Origin of the sequence: Nocardioides carbamazepini (assembly GCF_024614185.1) — a bacterium.
Taxonomy (GTDB): Bacteria; Actinomycetota; Actinomycetes; order Propionibacteriales; family Nocardioidaceae; genus Nocardioides; species Nocardioides carbamazepini.
On sequence record NZ_JAHTLF010000015.1, the window covers coordinates 140,759 to 159,541 of the forward strand.

The 18,783-nt window shown below is 70.5% G+C and carries 18 protein-coding genes; 6 read left to right on the forward strand and 12 right to left on the reverse strand.

Annotation, left to right across the window (positions count from 1 at the left end; translation table 11 throughout):
- Nucleotide 1: 1 nt before the first annotated feature.
- Genes KVF89_RS10575 through KVF89_RS10590 form a run of 4 tightly spaced genes read right to left on the reverse strand, consistent with a single transcriptional unit; the run spans nt 2 to nt 4,397 of the window.
- Complete coding sequence (locus KVF89_RS10575; protein ID WP_257425487.1) at nt 2–655, reverse strand: SDR family oxidoreductase; 654 nt, start codon at nt 653–655, stop codon at nt 2–4.
- A 22-nt stretch (nt 656–677) separates the two neighbouring features.
- The gene (locus KVF89_RS10580) at nt 678–1,601 is read right to left on the reverse strand and encodes a hypothetical protein (protein ID WP_257425488.1); all 924 of its coding nucleotides are present in this window, start codon (nt 1,599–1,601) and stop codon (nt 678–680) included.
- A 58-nt stretch (nt 1,602–1,659) separates the two neighbouring features.
- Nucleotides 1,660–2,766 (reverse strand): NAD(P)H-dependent flavin oxidoreductase, encoded by a 1,107-nt coding sequence (locus tag KVF89_RS10585; protein ID WP_257425489.1) that lies wholly within the window; start codon nt 2,764–2,766, stop codon nt 1,660–1,662.
- Nucleotides 2,766–4,397: an acyl-CoA synthetase gene (locus KVF89_RS10590; RefSeq protein ID WP_257425490.1), complete on the reverse strand. Its 1,632-nt coding sequence runs from the start codon at nt 4,395–4,397 to the stop codon at nt 2,766–2,768. Before KVF89_RS10590 ends, KVF89_RS10585 begins: the two co-directional genes overlap by 1 nt.
- 111 nt (nt 4,398–4,508) lie before the next feature.
- Between KVF89_RS10590 and KVF89_RS10595 the strand changes: the two genes are divergently transcribed.
- From KVF89_RS10595 to KVF89_RS10605, 3 genes are all read left to right on the forward strand, one after another.
- The gene (locus tag KVF89_RS10595; RefSeq protein ID WP_257425491.1) at nt 4,509–5,291 is read left to right on the forward strand and encodes a crotonase/enoyl-CoA hydratase family protein; all 783 of its coding nucleotides are present in this window, start codon (nt 4,509–4,511) and stop codon (nt 5,289–5,291) included.
- 109 nt (nt 5,292–5,400) lie between these two features.
- Nucleotides 5,401–6,372: a hypothetical protein gene (locus tag KVF89_RS10600; RefSeq protein ID WP_257425492.1), complete on the forward strand. Its 972-nt coding sequence runs from the start codon at nt 5,401–5,403 to the stop codon at nt 6,370–6,372.
- A gap of 95 nt (nt 6,373–6,467) precedes the next feature.
- The gene (locus KVF89_RS10605) at nt 6,468–7,166 is read left to right on the forward strand and encodes a type III secretion system chaperone family protein (protein WP_257425493.1); all 699 of its coding nucleotides are present in this window, start codon (nt 6,468–6,470) and stop codon (nt 7,164–7,166) included.
- 23 nt (nt 7,167–7,189) lie between these two features.
- Here the strand turns inward: KVF89_RS10605 and KVF89_RS10610 are convergent, their stop codons facing one another.
- From KVF89_RS10610 to KVF89_RS10630, 5 genes are all read right to left on the reverse strand, one after another.
- Nucleotides 7,190–7,678 carry a hypothetical protein gene (locus KVF89_RS10610; RefSeq protein WP_257425494.1) on the reverse strand — a complete coding sequence of 163 codons (489 nt, stop codon included), beginning with the start codon at nt 7,676–7,678 and terminating at the stop codon, nt 7,190–7,192.
- Between the two features lie 72 nt (nt 7,679–7,750).
- Nucleotides 7,751–9,202 (reverse strand): aldehyde dehydrogenase family protein, encoded by a 1,452-nt coding sequence (locus tag KVF89_RS10615; RefSeq protein ID WP_257425495.1) that lies wholly within the window; start codon nt 9,200–9,202, stop codon nt 7,751–7,753.
- 1 nt (nt 9,203) lies between these two features.
- Nucleotides 9,204–10,580 (reverse strand): glutamine synthetase family protein, encoded by a 1,377-nt coding sequence (locus tag KVF89_RS10620; protein WP_257425498.1) that lies wholly within the window; start codon nt 10,578–10,580, stop codon nt 9,204–9,206.
- Entirely contained in the window at nt 10,577–11,347 is a 771-nt protein-coding gene (locus KVF89_RS10625) for an SDR family NAD(P)-dependent oxidoreductase (RefSeq protein WP_257425499.1), read from the reverse strand. The genes KVF89_RS10620 and KVF89_RS10625 overlap by 4 nt, the downstream gene beginning before the upstream one ends.
- Nucleotides 11,344–12,087, reverse strand: coding sequence for a gamma-glutamyl-gamma-aminobutyrate hydrolase family protein (locus KVF89_RS10630; protein ID WP_257425501.1), 744 nt, complete (start codon nt 12,085–12,087; stop codon nt 11,344–11,346). Before KVF89_RS10630 ends, KVF89_RS10625 begins: the two co-directional genes overlap by 4 nt.
- Nucleotides 12,088–12,386: 299 nt before the next feature.
- On the opposite strand from KVF89_RS10630, the gene KVF89_RS10635 reads away from it, so the two are divergent.
- Together KVF89_RS10635 and KVF89_RS10640 are read left to right on the forward strand one after the other, a co-directional pair.
- Entirely contained in the window at nt 12,387–13,829 is a 1,443-nt protein-coding gene (locus tag KVF89_RS10635; protein ID WP_257425502.1) for an APC family permease, read from the forward strand.
- 12 nt (nt 13,830–13,841) lie between these two features.
- The gene (locus KVF89_RS10640) at nt 13,842–14,564 is read left to right on the forward strand and encodes a FadR/GntR family transcriptional regulator (protein WP_257425504.1); all 723 of its coding nucleotides are present in this window, start codon (nt 13,842–13,844) and stop codon (nt 14,562–14,564) included.
- 18 nt (nt 14,565–14,582) lie between these two features.
- Here the strand turns inward: KVF89_RS10640 and fadD8 are convergent, their stop codons facing one another.
- The 3 genes from fadD8 to KVF89_RS10655 all read right to left on the reverse strand — a co-directional run bounded on the left by fadD8 (nt 14,583) and on the right by KVF89_RS10655 (nt 17,734).
- Nucleotides 14,583–16,181, reverse strand: a complete 1,599-nt coding sequence (gene fadD8 / locus KVF89_RS10645) for a fatty-acid--CoA ligase FadD8 (RefSeq protein WP_257425505.1) — start codon at nt 16,179–16,181, stop codon at nt 14,583–14,585.
- A gap of 55 nt (nt 16,182–16,236) precedes the next feature.
- Entirely contained in the window at nt 16,237–16,626 is a 390-nt protein-coding gene (locus tag KVF89_RS10650; protein WP_257425507.1) for a hypothetical protein, read from the reverse strand.
- 64 nt (nt 16,627–16,690) lie between these two features.
- A complete protein-coding gene (locus KVF89_RS10655; protein WP_257425508.1) occupies nt 16,691–17,734 on the reverse strand; it encodes an LLM class F420-dependent oxidoreductase in 1,044 nt (347 codons plus the stop codon).
- An 80-nt stretch (nt 17,735–17,814) separates the two neighbouring features.
- Between KVF89_RS10655 and KVF89_RS10660 the strand changes: the two genes are divergently transcribed.
- Nucleotides 17,815–18,765, forward strand: a complete 951-nt coding sequence (locus KVF89_RS10660) for a Zn-ribbon domain-containing OB-fold protein (RefSeq protein ID WP_257425509.1) — start codon at nt 17,815–17,817, stop codon at nt 18,763–18,765.
- Nucleotides 18,766–18,783 lie beyond the last annotated feature (18 nt).

Sequence of the window (18,783 nt, forward strand, 5' to 3'; positions counted from 1 at the left end):
ATCAGCCCTCGTACGGGACCTCGGTACGCCAGTCTGCCTCGTCCTGGTCGATCGCGGCGCGAAGCGCCTTCGCGACGTTGTCCGGTGCGAACGGGCCGTCCTTCTTGAGCAGGCCGCGGACGGTCACCGAGACCGCACGGATGCCGTCGCCCCGGAGCGTCGCGTCGATGCTGTGCACCAGGTTCTGGACACCGGCCTTCTGGACGCCGAGCGAGGCGGCGCCGAACCACGGCGAGTCGGCGGCCATGCTGCCGGTCACCGTGACCCGGCCACCGGGCCCCATGAACGGACGGGCTGCCTGGACGAGCGACAGCAGCGCGCCGACGCCCAGCCGGACGTCCTCGAGCAGCTCGTCCGGGGTCAGGCTGAGCGGGTCCTTCTCGCGGTACGCCGACGGGTTGAAGTGGACCACGTCGAGGTGCCCGACGTGCTCGGCCATCCGGGTGACCGCGGCTCGGGTCGCGGCATCGTCGGTCAGATCGACGACGGACGACCCGGCCAGCGCGCCCGCCGCCTCGACGTCGGCGCGGAGCGCGGTCAACACGTCCTCCTCGGCGCCGAGCAGGCCGACCGAGCCACCCTCCGCGGCGTACAGGCGGGCCAGGGACCCGCTCACTCCCGGCCCGGCGCCGGCGATCAGCACGTTGCGTGTCATTCCGGCAGCCTAGTGCGCCGGCTCACGCCGGCCCGACCCCGGAGGGCGCGTCGGGGTCGACGGTGAAGCTCGGCCTCACGCCCTGCCGGGGGCCGGGCGTGAGCATCCCGACGCGCCGGCCCAGGCGCATCGCCGCGACCTTGGCGGCCGGCACCAGGCCGCGCTCGCGGGTCGATCGCGGGGCCCGACCCAACCGGCTGCGCAGGTAGTAGTTGGCCGTCCACAGGTGCTCGCGGCGCGCCGACTCGGCAGTCCAGTGCTCGGTGGAGAGGGAGACGTTCATGCCGCCGAGGTTCTCGACCCGGTGCGGGCTGTTCTGCGGCCACCAGGCGACCTGCCCCGGCTCCAGGTCGAGCACCGCCGCGTGGGCGTCGTACCCGAGGTCGAAGGGCAGCTCCTCGTCGGTCTCGCCCGCGACCAGCCGCTCCAGGTTCACCCCGCTCACGAACCGCTCCGCGCAGGGATAGACGTAGGCGCGCTTGCGGCCGCGGATGTGCCAGAGCAGGTTGGGCTGGTTGTCGGCGTGGTAGTAGACCATCGCCGACGGCGAGGAGAGGATCAGGGTCGCCGAGGTCCTGATCGGGGCGAACCCCGGGACCAGCTCGCGGATCTCGCCGTACAGCTCGTCGACCTGACGAGCGACGTCGCCGTCGTAGCCGTCGATGCCGACCAGGTTGAGCCACAGGTGGCCGCGCTCCACGATCTCGAGGAGCTCCTTGCCGGGGAGGTCGGTCTCCGCTCCCCGGCGCCAGTCGGCCAGCCGCATCGGGTCGTCGCCCATCGTGTAGGGATGGACGATCGACCGCGGCAGCCGGTCGAGCAGGTCGGCGAGGGCGTCGTCGGTGAACATCGGCTGCTCGTGCAGCCGATGCGGGGCCAGATGCGGCCGGGAGCCGAACGCGGCGATGTCGTCAAAGCTCCACGGGAGCAGGTGGGGATCAGTCACACCCCACCGGTGCGGCCGGCCCCGCGAAAAGATCCCCGCGGCCCGAGATCGTCCCGGATCAGCGGCCGGCGATCCCGTCGAGCCTCTTCACGGTCGCCTCGAACTCGGCGACCAGGTCGGCGACCACCTCGGCGACCGGACGAACCTCGTTCATCCGGCCGACGATCTGCCCGATCGGCATGGAGATGACATCCGGGTCGCCGGACGCGTTGATCCGGTTGTGGGCGTCGGCGACGAGGAGGTTCTGCAGCGGCATCGGCAGCGGTGTCGGAGCATCGTCCTCCGACCACGCCTCGGTCCACTTCGTCTTGAGCAGGCGGGCCGGCTTGCCGGTGTAGATCCGGGTGCGCACCGTGTCGGACGACGTCGCGCGCAGGAAGGCCGTCTCCCAGCCCTTGTTGCCGGCGAGGTTGCGGTACTCCTCCGTGCCGAGCCAGATCGAGCCGGTCCACACACCCTGCGCGCCCAGCGCGAGCGAGGCGGCGATCTGCCGGCCGGAGCCGATGCCACCGGCGCCGAGGACGGGGACGTCGGGGCCGACCGCGTCGGCGATGTCAGGGGTGAGCACCATGCTGGCGATCTCGCCGGTGTGCCCGCCGGCCTCGTAGCCCTGGGCGATGATGATGTCGACGCCGTTGGCGACGTGGCTCAGCGCGTGCTTCGGGGCGCCCGCCAGGGCGGCGACCTTGAGGCCGGCCTCGTGGCACTGCTCGATGACGTCCACTGGCGGTGACCCGAGCGCGTTCGCGATGAGCACCGGGCGGTGCTGCAGCGCCACGTCCACGTGGGAGCGGGCGACCGAGTGCAGCCAACCGAGGACGCCCTCGCGACCCTCGCCCTCCGGCAGCGGCGGGACGCCGAGCTTGAGCAGTGTCTCGTCGACGAACTTCTTGTGGTCCTCGGGGATGTACGACGACAGGTCGGCCGAGGTGCCCTCGGTGGGGATCTTCATCGGCATGACGACGTCGACGCCGTATGGCTTGCCGTCGGTGTTCTCGTCCATCCAGGTCAGGACACGGTCGAGCTCGTCGGTGTCGTTGAACCGGACGCAGCCCAGCACGCCGAGACCGCCCGCACGCGACACGGCGGCGGCGACATGCTCGGACGGGGTGAAGGCGAAGATCGGGTAGTCGATGCCGAAGGCATCGCACAGTGCGGTGCGCATCAGGCACTCACCTCCGCGTCGGTGTGGGCGGCCAGGGCGAGCTCCTTGGCCCGGGGGTACTGCGCCTTGCCCGTCGCGTTGCGCGGGACCTCCTCGACGATGGTCAGGGCCCGGGGCAGCTTGTAGCCGGACAGGTGCGCGCGCAGGAAGGTGCGCAGCTCCTCGAGCTCCACCTCGTGGCCGGGACGGGGCTCGACGACGGCGGCCACGGTCTGGCCGTACTTCTCGTCGGGCAGGCCGACCACCAGGACGTCGTACACACCGGGATGCGCCTTGATCGCCTGCTCGACCTCCTCCGGGTAGACCTTCTCGCCGCCGGTGTTGATGCAGTTGGACCCGCGGCCGAGCAACGTGATCCGGTTGCCCTCCTCGATCCGGGCGTTGTCGCCGGGGATCGAGTAGCGGACGCCGTCGACCTCGACGAAGGTCTTCGCCGACTTCTCGGGGTCCTTGTAGTAGCCGACCGGCACGTTGCCGGCACGGGCGGTGCGGCCGATCTTGCCGATGTCGGTAGCGGGGTCGAGCGGCCTGTTGTCGTCGCCGAGGATGACCGTGGTCGGGGGCAGGGAGACGACCGGGCCGTCGGTCGACAGGGCGCTGGCGTCCTGCAGCCCGGTGCCCTGGAAGCCGGTCTCGGACGAGCCGACGGAGTCGGTGAAGACGGCGTTCGGGAACGCCTTCATCCACCGTTCCTTGACCGACTTCGAGAAGATCGCTGCGCTGGAGGCGATCGCGAAGAGGGTCTGGCCGTCGTAGCCGCCCGCCTCGTAGGCGTCGATGAGCGGGACCGCCATCGCGTCGCCGGTCATGAAGAGCATCTGCACGCCGTGCTTGTCGACCAGCTCCCAGGTGCGGACCGGGTCGAACTTCGGCTCGAGGATGGTCACCTGGCCGGCGAAGAGGTGCATGAGCAGCGACGCCTGCGCGCCGCCGTGCATGAGCGGGCTGAGCGGCAGGGTGACCAGGCTGTCCTGGAGCGCCTTCTTGGACTGGTCGTACTCCTCCAGCGGCTCCGACGTCATGAAGTCGATGCCGCCGCCGAGCACCCGCCAGAAGTCCTCATGGCGCCACATCACGCCCTTGGGGAAGCCGGTGGTGCCGCCCGTGTAGATGATGTGGATGTCGTCGGGGCTGCGCTCACCGAAGTCGCGGGCGTCGGACTGGCCGGCCAGCGCGTCCTCCAGCGTGACACCGCCGTACGCCGACAGGTCGCTGGCGTCGTCGGGCTCGAGAGAGTTGGGGACGGCGATGATCGTCTTCAGGTCGGGGAACTTCGGAGCCACCTCGGCGACCAGCGGCGCGTACACACGGTCGTGGACCAGGCCGACCAGGTCGGCGTTGTCGAAGAGGTACTCAAGCTCGCCGGCGACGTACCGGTAGTTGACGTTGATCGCGACCGCGCGGACCTTGAGGACCGCGATGAGGGCCACGACGTGCTCGATGCTGTTCTTGGCATAGAGGCCGACGTGGTCGCCGGCCCCGATGCCCTGCGCCTGCAGGTAGTGGGCGAGCCGGTTGGACTCGGCCTCGAGCCCGGCGAAGGAGATGACGCGGTCCCCCACCTGCACGGCGGGCTTGTCGGGAACGGCGTCGACGGCATGTTCGAAGAGATCGGCGATGTTCAGGGCCACGGAGCGACACTAGAACACGTTTCACTTTTTCGCTAGCGTTGTTCACATGAGCGAGCGAAGCAAGCGAATCTATCCAGCCTCAGGAGCGCCGACGCACCGCGAGGCAAGCGCATGAGCGATTGCCTCGTCGAGCAGGACGGTCACAAGCTGGTCGTCACCATGAACCGTCCCGAGCGCCGCAACGCCCTGTCGAGCGAGATGCTGCGGATCATGGAGGCCGCCTGGGACCGGGTGAACGACGACCCGGAGATCCGGGTCTGCATCCTCACCGGGGCCGGCGGGTACTTCTGCGCCGGCATGGACCTCAAGGCGGCCGACGACCGGCCGCCGTCGGAGAGCTTCGAGTCCGGTGCCTACGACCCGACGACCATCAAGGGCCTGCTCAAGGGCTTCCGGCTCACCAAGCCGCTGGTCGCGGCCGTGGAGGGGCCGGCCATCGCCGGAGGAACCGAGATCCTCCAGGGCACCGACATCCGGATCGCCGGCGAGTCGGCCAAGTTCGGTGTCGCCGAGGCCCGCTGGTCGCTGTACCCGCTGGGCGGCTCCGCCGTCCGCCTCCCCCGCCAGATCCCCTACACCGTGGCAGCGGAGCTCCTGCTGACCGGCCGCACCCTCGGGGCGCCCGAGGCCAAGGCGCTCGGCCTGATCGGCCACGTGGTCCCCGACGGCGAGGCGCTGGCGAAGGCACACGAGATCGCCGACAAGATCGCCGCCAACGGCCCTCTCGCCGTCCAGGCCATCCTCAAGACGATGCGCGACTCGGAGGGGAAGCACGAGGAGGAGTGCTGGGCCGACGACGCCAAGATCGGTGCGGCCGTGTTCTCCTCCGAGGACGCCAAGGAGGGCCCGCGGGCGTTCCTGGAGAAGCGGGCGCCGCAGTTCAAGGGGCGCTAGGGCCTAGTACTACAGCCGTACTCATGGTCAGGCGGCTCTGGCGGCATAGCGACAGCGCCGGGCTGGGGCTTGGTGTCGACGGCACCAGCGTGACCAGTTGAGGACAGCCGTGACCGAGAATCGCTGCATGTCAGATGACGTGCTGGAGTATCTCATCGGCGCCGGCGCGATCGTGGTGATGATCGTCTTCATCCTGATCGTGCGGCGCGCGGAGGCCACCATTCGCAAACCGCTGCCCGCGCTGGATCGCACAGCGCGCACGGCCACGGTAGTTGGGACGCAGCCCGACCGCGGCCTCATGTTGGTCGAGGTCGAGTACACCGACGGCGATGGGATGGTTCGACGTGAGTGCCTCGCCGATGTGATGTGCGGGCCGGAGCTGGATCGCTTCGCGATCGGGACGACCTGGCAGGTGTACGGGTTCCGCAAGCCGCGGGGCAGGTGCCTACTCACTGAGACCCACGACGATCTTCCACGCAACGGCTACAACCTCGACGGTCTGCGCATCAAGCACGAGCGGATGGTCTTCGAAGCCCGGGACGGCTCATCGGTCCTCGGCGTGCTGCCGTTCCGCGGCGACGGGTCGGTGGGCGGCTCACCGGTCGTGGCTGGCCGGCGCACGTCCTGGCCGGGACACCCGGCGAGCGCGTGGCAGTGGGCGGAGTCGTCCCCGGCCCCGCTTCACCGCCGCAGACCCACCCCGCGCACGGTGCCCATCGACGGCGTGCTCTGCGACGTCTTCAGCTCCCCGCTCACGATGTCGGGCAGTGACTCGGACAGCGAGACCCGCATCCTCGTCGACGTCCGCGTCCCCGATGAGAAGGCCGCGCGCATCGTCGCCGCCTTCACCTCGTGGGCGAGCGACCCCGCAGCCCGCGATGCATGGGGGCCCGTACCGCTAGCGCTGTTCTACGTGGTGATCACCGCCGAAGAGCTCTTTGGTCCCGACGCCGCGGGCGGCTACATCGCCCGCGACTGCAGTATCGAGCCCGGCCGGCGCGCACTGATCACGACAGGTCCCGACCGTGAGTACCCCGACGCGCCGTTTCGGCGCGCACAGGTGCGCGAGGCGTCGCGCTAGGTGTTCAGCACCAGCTAGGGACGTCGCGCTCGGCAGCAATGGGCGAACGCTCTCCGCCGAGGAGTGAGCCGGCCCGGGCCGGGCAGCATGGCGTCATGGGTGTCGTCGCCGTCTTCCTGTTCGGACTCCTCGCGCTGGCCGTCGTCGCGCTGGTCGTGCTCCTGGTGCTGGCCGTGGCCGCCGGCACGAAACGGGCCGCCGAGCGCCGCCAGGGCCTGGCGGCCCTCGCCCACCACCGGGAGTGGGAGTACCGGCCCAGCGATCCCGGGCTGGTCGACAGGTTCACCGGCGCGCCCTTCGGTCGCGGACACGGCCGCCGGGCCGACAACGTCCTCCTCGGCCGGTACGACGGTCGGTCGTTCGCGGCCTTCGACTACCAGTACACGACCGGCTCCGGTGAGGATTCCTCACGCCACGCCTACTCGGTCGTCGCACTCAGCCTGGGCGTCCGGGCTCCGGAGCTGGCGGTCGGGCCGACCGGCACCCTGCGCCGCTGGGTGGACTCGCTGACGGGCCGTGACATCGAGATCGGGGACCCGGTGTTCGACGCCGCCTTCACCGTCCACTCCCCGGCGCCCGCGTTCGCCGCCGACGTGCTGCTGTCCGACGTGCGCGACGTGATGCGACACCACCCGGCCCTGTCGTGGCGGATCACCGGCGACTCGCTGCTCGTCATCCGCTCCGGCGCGCACGCGCCGGCGGAGATCGACGCGAAGCTGCACCTGATGGACGCGCTCCTCGACCGGATCCCCGGTCACGTGTGGGACCGGCTGCAGGGCGAGCAACCCCGCTGACACGGAGGAGGTCAGCGCGAAGCTCAGCGCCCGGTGCGCTTCGCCGTCCAGTCGAGCGGGTCGCCGGCGACGTTGCCCCGCTGGCACGACCCCACCTTGTAGGCGAGGGTGCCCTGGGTGACCTTGCGCTTCTTGGCCACGAGCTTGCCACCGACCTCGACGCGGTACGCCGTGCCGTCCTGGACGCCCTCGAACAGCCCGTGGAAGCGGCCGCTGCGCTTGACCTTCATGGTCGGCATCGACTGGGAGATCAGCTTGACGTCCAAGCCGCAGATCACGTTCATGGTGACCAGCCAGTGCTTGACCTTGCGGCCGTTCTTCGTGACGTCGAAGCCGATCTCCAGCCGGTCGAGCGGGTTGGGCTCGGTCGGAGTCTCGGCCCCGGCGTAGCTGCCGCCCGGTCCCGTCGCCGCGGACGCCGCGTGAACCGGCGCGGGAGACGACGTGACCATCAGCGCGACGGCCAGGAACACCATCACGACTGCCCGAGAGACCCGCGAGTGAGGACGCATGACGAGCATCATAGGGCCGCTGCGTGGGAACCCGGTGGGCTGCCGCGCCGACGCGATGGTGGCCGGACGCGCCTACATCGGGGCATCGACGAGGTCGACGCCCACGATCTGCTTGCCCGCGTAGAACTCCAGGACGTCAGCGTCCCCGTGGCCGCCCAGTCCGCTGTCGCCGAAGAAGCTCTGCGCCGACTCGGCGCACATGTCGAGCAGGCTGGTGCCGTTGACCTTGACCTCCCCGGCCTCGATGCGGCCACCGACCGCGATCGCCCGCTCGACGTCGCCGGCGAACACATAGCCGGCCAGGCCGTGCGGGCCGGCGTTCGACCTCGCGAGCGCCTCCCCGACCGCCGTGAACGGCTCGATCGCGATCATCGGGCCGAACACCTCGCCGGGAAGGTCGACCTGACCGGGCGACGAGACGACTGTCGGAGCGACGAACCACCCGTCGCCGGGGAGATCCGGTCCGTGCCCGGCGGTCGCGCCCGACGCGAGCAGGAGCTCACGCTGCGCCACGAGGTCGTCGCGACGCTGCCGGAACGCCATCGGTCCCACCTCCGTGCCTGCGTCGAGGGCCGATCCGACCCGCGCGCGCCGCAGCCGGTCGGCGAGACCCTCCACCAGGTCGGCGTGCAGGCTCCGGTCGACGAATACCCGGCGCGGCGCCTCGCACCACTGTCCGTTCAACTTGGTCATGCCCTCGGCCAGGTGCTCGACCGTCGCCGCGACATCGGCGTCGGCCAGCACGATGGCCGGGTTGTTGGAGCCCAGCTCGAGGCGCAGCCGCGTGAGGTTCGGCGCGCTCGCCCGGGCGATGAGCCGGCCCGTGGCCGTCGACCCGGTCATGGAGATGGCCTTGATCCGGGGGTCGCCGCAGATCTGCTCACCGACGTCACCGCCGCCGAGGAGCAGCGAGAAGGCCCCCGGCGGCAGGCCGGCCTCCGCGGCGGCGGCCGCGAGGAGCTGGGCACTCCACGGTGAGGCCGGTGACGGTTTGAGCACGACCGGTGCCCCGGCTACCAGTGCGTACGCCATCTTCTTGACGGCCACCGCCGACGGGGCGTTCCACGGGGCGATGAGTGCCGTCGGGCCCCACGGCACCCGGCGCAGCCGCACCGGCCCCTGAGCGGCCGCGAGCTCGGACGACTCGCCCCGTTGCTCGGCCAGTTCGATCGCCGTGCGGATGGTTCCGCCCAGGCTGGACGCGAACAGTGTGGTCTCGCGGAGCGTGACCCCACTGTTGAGGGAGTCGAGCTCCGCGATCGCCGCCTGCTGCTCGTCGATGAGGGCGGCGAGGCGGTGCAGGACCGCGGCCCTCCCGGCCAGTCCCAGGTCGCGCCAGGTGCCGCGGGTGTGCGCGGACCACGCGGCAGCGAGTGCCCGCTCGACCTGCTCGGGCGAGGAGGCCCGGTTGCGCTGCAGCGGCGCACCCGTGTTGGGGTCGTGCAGGACGTCGTCGGTCTCGACGGCCGAGAGCTCCGATGTGCCGTCGATCCAGGTCGCGAGCTCGGGTGGAGTGATCGTCATGTCAGATCCTGTCGAAGTAGCGGTCGAGGTCCCAGTCGTTGACGGTGCCCAGGAAGGACCGCCACTCGTGCTCCAGCAGGATCCGGAAGTGCTCGACGACCTCGTCGCCGTACTCGGCACGGGCGAACGACGAGGCGGCGAAGGCCTTCGCCGCCTCACCGAGATGCAGCGGGACCTCGGCGTCGATCGGCGTCTCGTATCCGTTCCCGTCCGTCATCGGCGGCGGCGTCACGCCCAGCTCGATTCCCTGTCGCGCCGAGGCGAGCAGGCCCGCGAGGGTCAGGTACGGGTTGGTGTCGGCACCCGGCAACCGGAACTCCAGGCGCAGGTCCCGGGGCCGCTTGCCCACGATCCGCACCGAGGTCGTGCGGTTGTCCAGGCCCCAGGTGCGCCCCCAGCCGGCGACGTCGGAGCCGTTCGCCCGCCGGTAGGAGTTGACGGTCGGGGCGTACCAGGCCATGAACGTCGGCACCTCCTGCAGGATGCCGCCGATCGCCTGGTGCATGCTCTCCCCCAGATGGTGCGGGGCGTCGTCGTCCCAGAAGACCGGGCGGCCCTCGTTGTCGACGACGGAGAAGTGCACGTGGCACGACGACCCCGGCTGCCCGCCGTTCAGCGGCTTGGCCATGAAGGTCGCGCTCATGCCGGCGGCCGAGGCACTGTCCCGGACCGCGAGCTTGTAGAGCGCGTGGCGGTCGGCCATCTCGAGCGGATCGCCGTAGCGGAAGGTCATCTCCCACTGCCCCGTGCCCCACTCCGACTGGGCGGCCTCCATCTCGATGCCGGAGGCCTTCAGGTCGGCGCGGAGCTTGCGGAAGAACGGCTCGTAGGTGTTGCCCTCGTGGATCATGAAGTCAGCCGGAACGATGGTCGTCGGCTCCAGATCGCGGAAGCCCGACCGCCGCAGCTCACGCGGCTCGTTGCGGAACAGGTAGAACTCCAGCTCCGTGCCCATCTGGGCACGCAGGCCGTGCGCGCCGAAGCGCTCGATCTGCTGCCGCAGCATCACGCGCGGCGACAGGGGCAGGTACTCGCCCTTCGCGGCGTCCCACGGGTCGGCAAGGCAGATCGCGATGCCGTCGAGCCAGGCGGCGCGCCGCAACGTGCCCAGGTCGGGCCGGAAGGTGACGTCCGGTACGCCGTTGTGCATGCCGCACAGCGGGAACACGTTGGCCTCGACGAGCCCGAGGTCCTGGGTCAGGTCCCAGGCGTACACACAGGTGCAGACCTCGACCCCCTCTTCGACGACCCGATCGAAGGACTCGACCGGAACCCGCCTGCCGACCAGGCGACCCTGGAGATCCGGCGAGGCGACGATGACCGTGTGGATGCCGTGCGCGACCAGGTCGGTGGCATCCAGCAGCCAGGCCGCGCTCATCGGGTCAGCCACCCGCCGTCGACCGGCAGCTGGATGCCGTCGATGAACGAGGCCTCGTCCGAGAGCAGGAAGGAGACCGCGGCGGCGATGTCGGCCGGCTGCCCGACCCGAGGCACCAGCAGCCGCTGCTTCATGAACTCCAGGCCGGCATCCGAGGTGACCATCTCCAGGTCGAAGAAGTCCGTGGCGATCGGGCCGGGGGCGACGCAGTTGACGCGGATGTTGTCGGGCGCCAGCTCGATGGCGAGTGCCTTCGTCAGCATCGGCACCCCGCCCTTGCTCGCGTTGTAGTGCGGCTGCGTCGTGGAGCCGGACGTGACGACCGCGATCGCCTCGACGGTGGACAGGTTGACGATCGCGCCCCCGCCGGAGCGAGCGATGAGCGGCGCCACCACCTGCGCCACGACGAACTGGCCCTTGAGGTTGACGTCGAGCACGAGGTCCCAGGCGTCGTCGGTCAGGTCGCGGAACGAGTGGGGGGTCACCAGGCCGGCGTTGTTGACCAGCAGGTGCAGGGCGCCCCAGCTCTCCTCCACCGTGCGCACCGACGCCGCGACGGCGTCTCGGTCGCGCACGTCGACGGCGGCGGCGAGCGCGGTGCCACCGTCGTCCTCGATCGCCTTGACGGTGGCCTCGGCCAGCGCGAGATCGATGTCGGTCACCATCACGCGGGCGCCGTCGCGGGCCAGCCGCAGGGCCGTCTCCCGCCCGATGCCCGACCCGGCGCCCGTGATGTAGGCGATCTTGCCGCCGTGTACTGCGGTCATGCTGCACTCTCCTGAAGCTTGTGGGCGACACTCGCGTCGACCAGCCAGTTGAAGATCGGATCTGCTGTGAAGCACTCGGGGTGCCACTGGACGCCGACGACCGGACGGTCGGCGACCTCGAACGCCTCCACCACCCCGTCGCCCGCCCGGCCCGTGACCACGACGTCGCGACCGGGCCGGTCGACGGCCTGGTGGTGGAAGGAGTTGACGACCGCCTCGGGCCCGTAGAGCGCCTCGAGCAGGGAGCCGGCGGCGAAGGAGACCGCGTGCGAACGGTGCGCCCGCGGGTAGGCGTACGAGGCGTGCGACTCGCCCTGGCCGATCGGCAGGTCGGCGACCAGCGTGCCGCCGAGCGCCACGTTGAGCAGCTGGGCGCCGCGGCAGATGCCGAGCATCGGTACGCCGGCACCGAGCCCCTGAGTGGCGAGGTCCAGCTCGAACTCGTCGCGCATCGGCTCGAGTCCGCCCGAGCGCGGATGGGGCACGCCGCCGTACCGGCGCGGGTCCACGTCGGCGCCGCCGACGAACACGACCCCGTCGACGAGGTCGAGGACATCCTCGGGACGCATGTCGAGCGGCAGGTGCAGTGGGATGCCCCCGGCATCGATCACCGATGTCGCGTACTCGCTCATGTAGACGTCGAGAGGCGCGTCGTCGAACCCCAGCGGAACGCCGATGACACGCGCCGCCATGCGCCGGCCGGTCAGTCCGATGACCGGCCTGCTGCCGGGGCCCCTCACCGCCTCTCCTCCGCGGTGTCCCCGCCACCCGCCGCCTGACGGCGTGTTGAGCTCCTTCGGCCGACCATGACCACCCTCCTGCTTCGTACTGAGGCGACGGACCGCCTGCATTGGCACATACGGTAGACCAATGGGCCAGCATGGTCCAGCATCTCGTCGAACTTCGCCCCGCTCCCAGTGGGACGCCGCGTGACCAGACGAGGAACGAGCGGAGAAGTTTCTCGCGAAAACCCTCGCCATGGACCATTGGCCTATATTACGGTCCATGCCATCAATACATGGACCACCGAGGAGAACCCATGACGGCACCACGGCGAGACTCCCTCAAGGCCGACAGCATCACCCCCTGGGGCATCGTGTTCATGGTCGTCGCGACCGCTGCGCCACTGACCGCGATGGCCACCGCCCTGCCCCTGGTCGTGGGGTTCGGCAACGGCGTGGCCGCGCCCGGCACCTTCCTGCTCGTCGCGGTCGTCCTCGCGCTCTTCGCCGTCGGCTACACCTCGATGAGCGCCCACGTGGTCAACGCCGGCGCGTTCTACGCCTACATCAGCGCCGGCCTCGGCCGCCGGATCGGCATGGCCGCCGGACTGGTCGCGGTCGTCGCCTACAACGTGCTCACGATCTACGTCGTGGGCCTCATCGGCTACTTCTCCCAACAGACCTTCGAAGCGCAGCTGGGCCTCGACCTGCCATGGTGGCTGTTCTCGGCCGTCGCCCTCGCGATCGCGCTGGTCATCGGCGTCCGCGGCGTCGAGCTGAACGTCCGCGCCCTGGGGGTCATCCTGCTCGTCGAGACCGGAGTCCTGGTGCTCTTCGACCTCGTGGCCGTCGCCCGGCACGGATTGGACGTCCTGCCGGCGGAGTCGTTCTCGCCGAGCGAGATCGTGTCCGGCTCCCCCGGCCTGGCCCTGCTCTTCGCGGTGACCTGCTTCATCGGCTTCGAGGCGACCGCGATCTTCGGTGAGGAGGCGCGCGACCCCCGCCGGACCGTGCCGAAGGCGACCTATCTGGCGATCAGCGTGATCGGCACGCTCTACGTGCTGACGGCGTGGATCCTCGTGGGCACCAACGGCGGCACGGACGCCGGGAGCGTGGCCGCCGCCGATCCGGGAGCCTTCACCATCGACGCGATGGCCTCGGTGCTCGGCGACGGCTCGACCACGGTGATCGACTGGCTGTTGCTCACGAGTCTGCTGGCCGTCCTGATGGCCCTGCACAACATGTCGTCGCGCTACCTCATGGCCTTCGGCCGCGAGGGGGTCCTCCCGCGCTACCTCGCCCGCACCCACCCGGAGCGGCAGACGCCGCAGGCCGCGGGGATCACCCAGGCCGCCATCGTCGCGCTCGTCGCTCTGGTCTACGTGCTCGCCGGCGCGGACCCGTACGTCGACCTCGGCTCGCAGGCCGCGGGCATCGGATCCCTCTCGGTCATCATCCTGATGGCCCTGTGCTCGTTCTCGGTGCCGTTCTACTTCCGTCGCCACGGAGCCGTGCGCCCGTGGCACCACGTGATCGCCCCCGTCACCGCCGGCCTGGCGCTGGCCTACTTCGCCTTCGTGATCCTCGACAACTACGCGGTCGTGACCGGCAGCGACTCCGATCTGGTCAACGCCATGCCTGTGCTGATCCTCGCGACGGCGGTCGTCGGCTACGTGATCGGCTCCCGCCAGCGGCAGGCACCGATCCTGGACGCCGTGGCGCAGGGAGACCAGGCGGAGTCACCGACCCCGACACCCTAGGATGACCTCGTCATGGCCGACACACCGCTGGTGCGCACTCCCGCGACCCTCCGCCCCGATCACCCGCTCGCGGGCTACGCCGACGTCGTCGACCTGATCCGGCGCGAGATCTCGCTGGGCCGTCTGCTGCCGGGCGACAAGCTGCCGGCCGAGCGCAAGCTCGCCGAACGGCTCGGCGTGGCGCGAGAGACGCTGCGCCAGGCGTTCCGGGTCCTGGAGGGCAGCGGTCAGATCCAGATCGTGCGCGGCAATGCGGGCGGTGCGATCATCCAGGACAACAGCGTCGCGCCGGCGGTCGCGCTCCACGAGCTGCGTCAGCGGCGGACCGCGCTGCTGAGCCTCATCGAGTTCCGTCGTGAGCTCGAGTCGGTCGCCGCGCGGCTCTCCGCGACGCGGCGCACCGAGGAGGATCTCGCCGAGATGAGGCTCGCCCAGGAGACGCTGCGCTCCGTGAGCAACAAGGACGAGTTCCGTCGCGCGGACACGGTCTTCCACCTCACCGTGGCTCGCGCCGCGGGCAATCAACATCTCGCGGCCGCGATCGAGGACAGTCGCGCCAGCATGTTCCAACCCGTCGATCTGGCCGACTTCGAGGTGATCAAGGAGTCGAGCCACTCCCAGCACCAGTTCGTGCTCGACCTGATCGCCGAGGGTGACGGCGAGGCGGCGTCAGCGGCGATGCGTCGCCATATCGACTCCTCCCGCGACGAGATACTGCGTCTCATCGACGAGTGACGGGGGCTCCGGCGCCGTTCAGCCGACCGAGCGCTCCCCCGTCCAGAACCGGGCGCGCAGCGCCTTCTTGTCGGGCTTCCCGAGCGCGGTCAGCGGCAGCGCGTCGGCCGCGATGACGTCCTTCGGCGCCTGCACCGAGCCCTTCCGCTCCTTGACGGTCTCCTTGATCTCCGCGACGACCTCGTCGGTGAGCTCGAAGCCCTCGCGCAGGACGACGACAGCGGTGACCGCCTCGCCGAACTTCTCGTGCGGGGTGCCGATGACGCCGACCTGGGCGATCGCCGGGTGCTCGGCGATGACGTCCTCCACCTCACGGGGGAAGACGTTGAAGCCGCCCGTCACGATCATGTCCTTGGTGCGGTCGACGATGTACCAGAAGCCGTCCTCGTCCTCGCGCGCCACGTCACCGGTGTGCATCCAGCCGTCGCGGAAGGTCTCGGCGGTCGCCTCCGGCAGCTGCCAGTAGCCGGCCGAGAGCAGCGGGCCGGCCACGCAGATCTCCCCCGGCTCCCCCTGCGGGACCGGGCGACCGTCCTCGCCGAGCAGCGCGGCGCGCAGGTACGCCGAGGGGCGGCCGCACGACGTCAGCCGGCTCTCGACCGGCCTGCCCTCCGCGTCGACGTGGTCACCCTTCGGGAAGTAGCTGATCACCATCGGCGCCTCGGACTGCCCGTAGTACTGGGCGAAGACCGGGCCGAACCGCTCGATCGCCTCCTTCAGCCGGACCGGGTTGATAGCCGACGCGCCGTAGTAGACGGTCTCGAGCGAGGAGAGGTCGCGCGTGTGGGAGTCCGGATGGTCCATCAGCGCGTAGAGCATGGTCGGCACCAGCATCAGCGAGTTGATCCGCTTCTCCTCGATGGTGCGCAGCACCTCGGCCGGGTCGAAGCGCGAGGAGACGAAGAGCGTCCCGCCCTTGAGCACGACCGGGACGAAGAACGCGGCCCCGGCGTGCGAGAGCGGGGTGCACATGAGGAAGCGCGGCTCCTCGGGCCACTCCCACTCGGCCATCTGGACCTGCGCCATCGTGGAGAAGGCGCGCACCGTCCCGATGACACCCTTCGGCTTGCCGGTCGTGCCACCGGTGTAGGTGATCGAGGTGATGTGGTCGGGCTCGAGGAGGGCGGCCTGGAACGGCTGTGGCTCGAAGGACGCCGCGACCTCGGTGAGGTCGGTGCCGACCTCCGCGAGCTCCGGCGGCACGGGCCCGATGGTCAGCACCTGCTTGAGCCCCGGGCACTTGCCGAGCAGCTCGACGGCACGGCCCGCGAAGTAGGGGTCGATGACCAGCGTGGTGATGCCGGCGTCGTTGATGACGTAGGCGTGATCGTCGGCGGAGCCGAGCGGGTGCAGCGACGTCCGCTGGAAGCCCTGGGTCTGGCCCGCACCGAGGATGAAGAGGACCTCGGGCCGGTTCAGCGCGAGCAGCGCGCCCGGTGTGCCCCGTCCCGCACCGAGGGACTCGAAGGCCTGAATGTACTGCGAGATCCGGTCCGCCGTCTCCTTGCCGGTGAGCGCGACGTCGCCCAGGTGCACGATCGGGCGGTGTGCGTGGCGCTTGAGGGCCGCGACCATCAGGTGGCCGTTGTGGGCAGCGGTGCGAAGCGTGTCGGTCACCGTCGCAGACTAGAACGTGTTCTAGTCGCCCGGCAAGAGCTCCCGCCGCGGTGGCTCAGCTCGCGGGACGCCGCTCGACGGGCGCCACCAGTGGCCGCACCCCGCTGAGACGGCGACGGAAGCGGACCTGGTCCGCGTGGGCGTCGAGCACCTGCCACAGCGCGCGGTGGGCGGACCACGGCAGGGGGTCGTCGCCGCTGGCCCAGCGCTCGCCGAAGCTGATCCACACCGGGACCCAGGCGGCCGCGCAGTCCCAGGCACCGCGCTGCGCCTCGAGCAGCCGGCGGCGTACCTGGAACTCCGTGCGCGGCCCGTCGACGCAGATCGGCGCCGACCGCACCGGCCACACCCACAGGTCGAGCTCGACCAGCTCCAGCTCGAGGTCCGGCAGCAGGACAGGATCGACCAGCACCGTGGCGACGTTCTCGTGCGGCTCGCGCCTCATGCGGAGACGGTAGCCCGCGCCACCGACAGGCGACAGGGTGCCACGCGTGCCCGCGCGGTGAAGATCAGGCGAGCAGGTCGGCGATCCCCCGGACCTCCGCCGCGCTGCGACAGGACAGGAGCAGCGTGGTCACGCCGGTCTCCTCCCACTGGGCGACCCGCTCCTTGACCTCCGTCGGTGTGCCGATGATGTGCATGTCGTCGACGAGCTCGTCCGGGATGAGCGCGGTGGCCTTGTCCTTCTCGCCGGACAGGTACAGCTCCTGCACCTCGTCGGCCAGCTCGCCGTACCCCATCCGCGTGAAGACCTGGTGGTGGAAGTTCTGCTCCTTCGCGCCCATGCCCCCCATGTAGAGCGAGACGAACGGCTTCATGCCATCGATGACCAGCTGCTTCTCCGCGGGCGTGCCGACGACCTGGAGGTGACAGGTCGCGGCGATCTCGAAGTCGGCCCGGGTGCGCCGCGCGCCCGGTCGGGCGAAGCCCTCGTCCAGCCACGGCTGGTACATGCCGGCACTCTTGGGCGTGTAGAAGATCGGGATCCAGCCGTCGGCGATCTCCGCGGTCTGGGCCACGTTCTTCGGCCCCTCGGCGCCGAGCCAGATCGGCAGGTCCGCGCGCAGCGGGTGCACGATCGGCTTGAGCGGCTTGCCGAGGCCGACCGCCCCCGGACCGCCGTAGGGCAGCGGATGGTGCGGGCCGTCATTGGTCACCGGCGCCTCGCGGGCGAGGACCTGGCGGATGATGGAGACCACCTCGCGGGTGCGGGCGAGCGGCTTCGAGAACGGGACGCCGTACCAGCCCTCGACGACCTGCGGTCCGCTGACGCCCATGCCGAGGACGACCCGGCCGCCGGTGAGGTGGTCCAGGGTCAGGGCGTGCATGGCGATCGAGGCAGGGGTCCTGCCCGACATCTGGACGATCGACGTGCCGAGGCGGACCCGCGACGTCTCCCGGCCCCACCAGGCCAGTGGCGTGAACGCGTCGCTCCCCCATGCCTCGGCGGTGAAGATCGCGTCGAAGCCCGACTCCTCCGCCGCGGCGACGAGCTCGCCGACGCCCTGCGGCGGTTGTGCGGACCAGTACCCCAGCTGCAAGCCCAGTTTCATGCCTCGCATCATGACGGATCGACCAGATCCATTTCTAGAACATGTTTCACTTTCTGCCGGAACATGTTTCACTTCGGGTCATGAGTCGCACCCTCTCGGCACCGGTGACGGTGTCCTTCGACTACACCCGCTCGGTCGGCCCGGTGCTCGGCCGCTTCCTCACCGGGCTCCGCGACGGACAGTTCGTCGGCGCCCGCCTCAGCGACGGCCGCGTCGTCGTACCGCCACCGGAGTTCGACCCGGTCACCCACCGGGCCACGGCCGACTTCGTCGACGTCGCCGAGACCGGCACCGTCACCTCGTGGACCTGGGTGAGCGAGCCCGTCGCCGGCCAGCCGTTCGACCGGCCCTTCGCCTTCGCCCTGGTGACCCTCGACGGCACGGACGCCCCGCTGCTGCACGCCGTCGACGTCGCGAGCCCCGACGAGATCAGCACCGGCCTGAAGGTCCGCGCCCGCTGGGCCACCGAGCGCACCGGTGCCATCACCGACGTGGTGTTCGTCCCCGACACCGGTACGGCGGCCGCGGCCGCACCGGTCGCCGGCGAGGGCGAGGTCACCGGCATCGTGACGCCGGTCAGCCTCGACTACACCTACGCCGCCTCGCCCGAGGAGTCGGCCTTCTTCCGCGGGCTCGCCGAGGGCCGGCTCGTCGCCCAACGGTGCCCGCAGTGCCGCAAGGTCTACGTGCCACCGCGGCCGGCCTGCCCGGTCGACGGCGTGCCGACGGTCGAGGAGATCGAGCTGTCCGACACCGGCACCGTCACGACCTTCTGCATCGTCAACGTGCCGTTCCTGGGGCAGAAGATCACGCCGCCGTACGTGTCGGCCTACATCCTGCTCGACGGCGCGGACATCGCGCTGCAGCACCTGATCCTCGACATCCCGGTCGAGGAGATCCGGATGGGCCTGCGGGTCAAGGCGGTCTGGAAGCCCCGCGAGGAGTGGGGCACCACGATCGAGAACATCAGCCACTTCGCGCCGACCGGTGACGCCGACGCGGACTACGACACCTACAAGCACCACCTCTGACCGGGCGACCAGGAGATC

Bases quoted from the DNA above. Each gene is read 5' to 3' on its own strand.
- KVF89_RS10575 (WP_257425487.1), bottom strand. From the start codon at position 655: ATGACACGCAACGTGCTGATCGCCGGCGCCGGGCCGGGAGTGAGCGGG.
- KVF89_RS10585 (WP_257425489.1), bottom strand. From the start codon at position 2,766: ATGCGCACCGCACTGTGCGATGCCTTCGGCATCGACTACCCGATCTTC.
- KVF89_RS10595 (WP_257425491.1), top strand. From the start codon at position 4,509: ATGAGCGATTGCCTCGTCGAGCAGGACGGTCACAAGCTGGTCGTCACC.
- KVF89_RS10605 (WP_257425493.1), top strand. From the start codon at position 6,468: ATGGGTGTCGTCGCCGTCTTCCTGTTCGGACTCCTCGCGCTGGCCGTC.
- KVF89_RS10610 (WP_257425494.1), bottom strand. From the start codon at position 7,678: ATGCGTCCTCACTCGCGGGTCTCTCGGGCAGTCGTGATGGTGTTCCTG.
- KVF89_RS10615 (WP_257425495.1), bottom strand. From the start codon at position 9,202: ATGACGATCACTCCACCCGAGCTCGCGACCTGGATCGACGGCACATCG.
- KVF89_RS10620 (WP_257425498.1), bottom strand. From the start codon at position 10,580: ATGAGCGCGGCCTGGCTGCTGGATGCCACCGACCTGGTCGCGCACGGC.
- KVF89_RS10625 (WP_257425499.1), bottom strand. From the start codon at position 11,347: ATGACCGCAGTACACGGCGGCAAGATCGCCTACATCACGGGCGCCGGG.
- KVF89_RS10635 (WP_257425502.1), top strand. From the start codon at position 12,387: ATGACGGCACCACGGCGAGACTCCCTCAAGGCCGACAGCATCACCCCC.
- KVF89_RS10640 (WP_257425504.1), top strand. From the start codon at position 13,842: ATGGCCGACACACCGCTGGTGCGCACTCCCGCGACCCTCCGCCCCGAT.
- KVF89_RS10650 (WP_257425507.1), bottom strand. From the start codon at position 16,626: ATGAGGCGCGAGCCGCACGAGAACGTCGCCACGGTGCTGGTCGATCCT.
- KVF89_RS10655 (WP_257425508.1), bottom strand. From the start codon at position 17,734: ATGAAACTGGGCTTGCAGCTGGGGTACTGGTCCGCACAACCGCCGCAG.
- KVF89_RS10660 (WP_257425509.1), top strand. From the start codon at position 17,815: ATGAGTCGCACCCTCTCGGCACCGGTGACGGTGTCCTTCGACTACACC.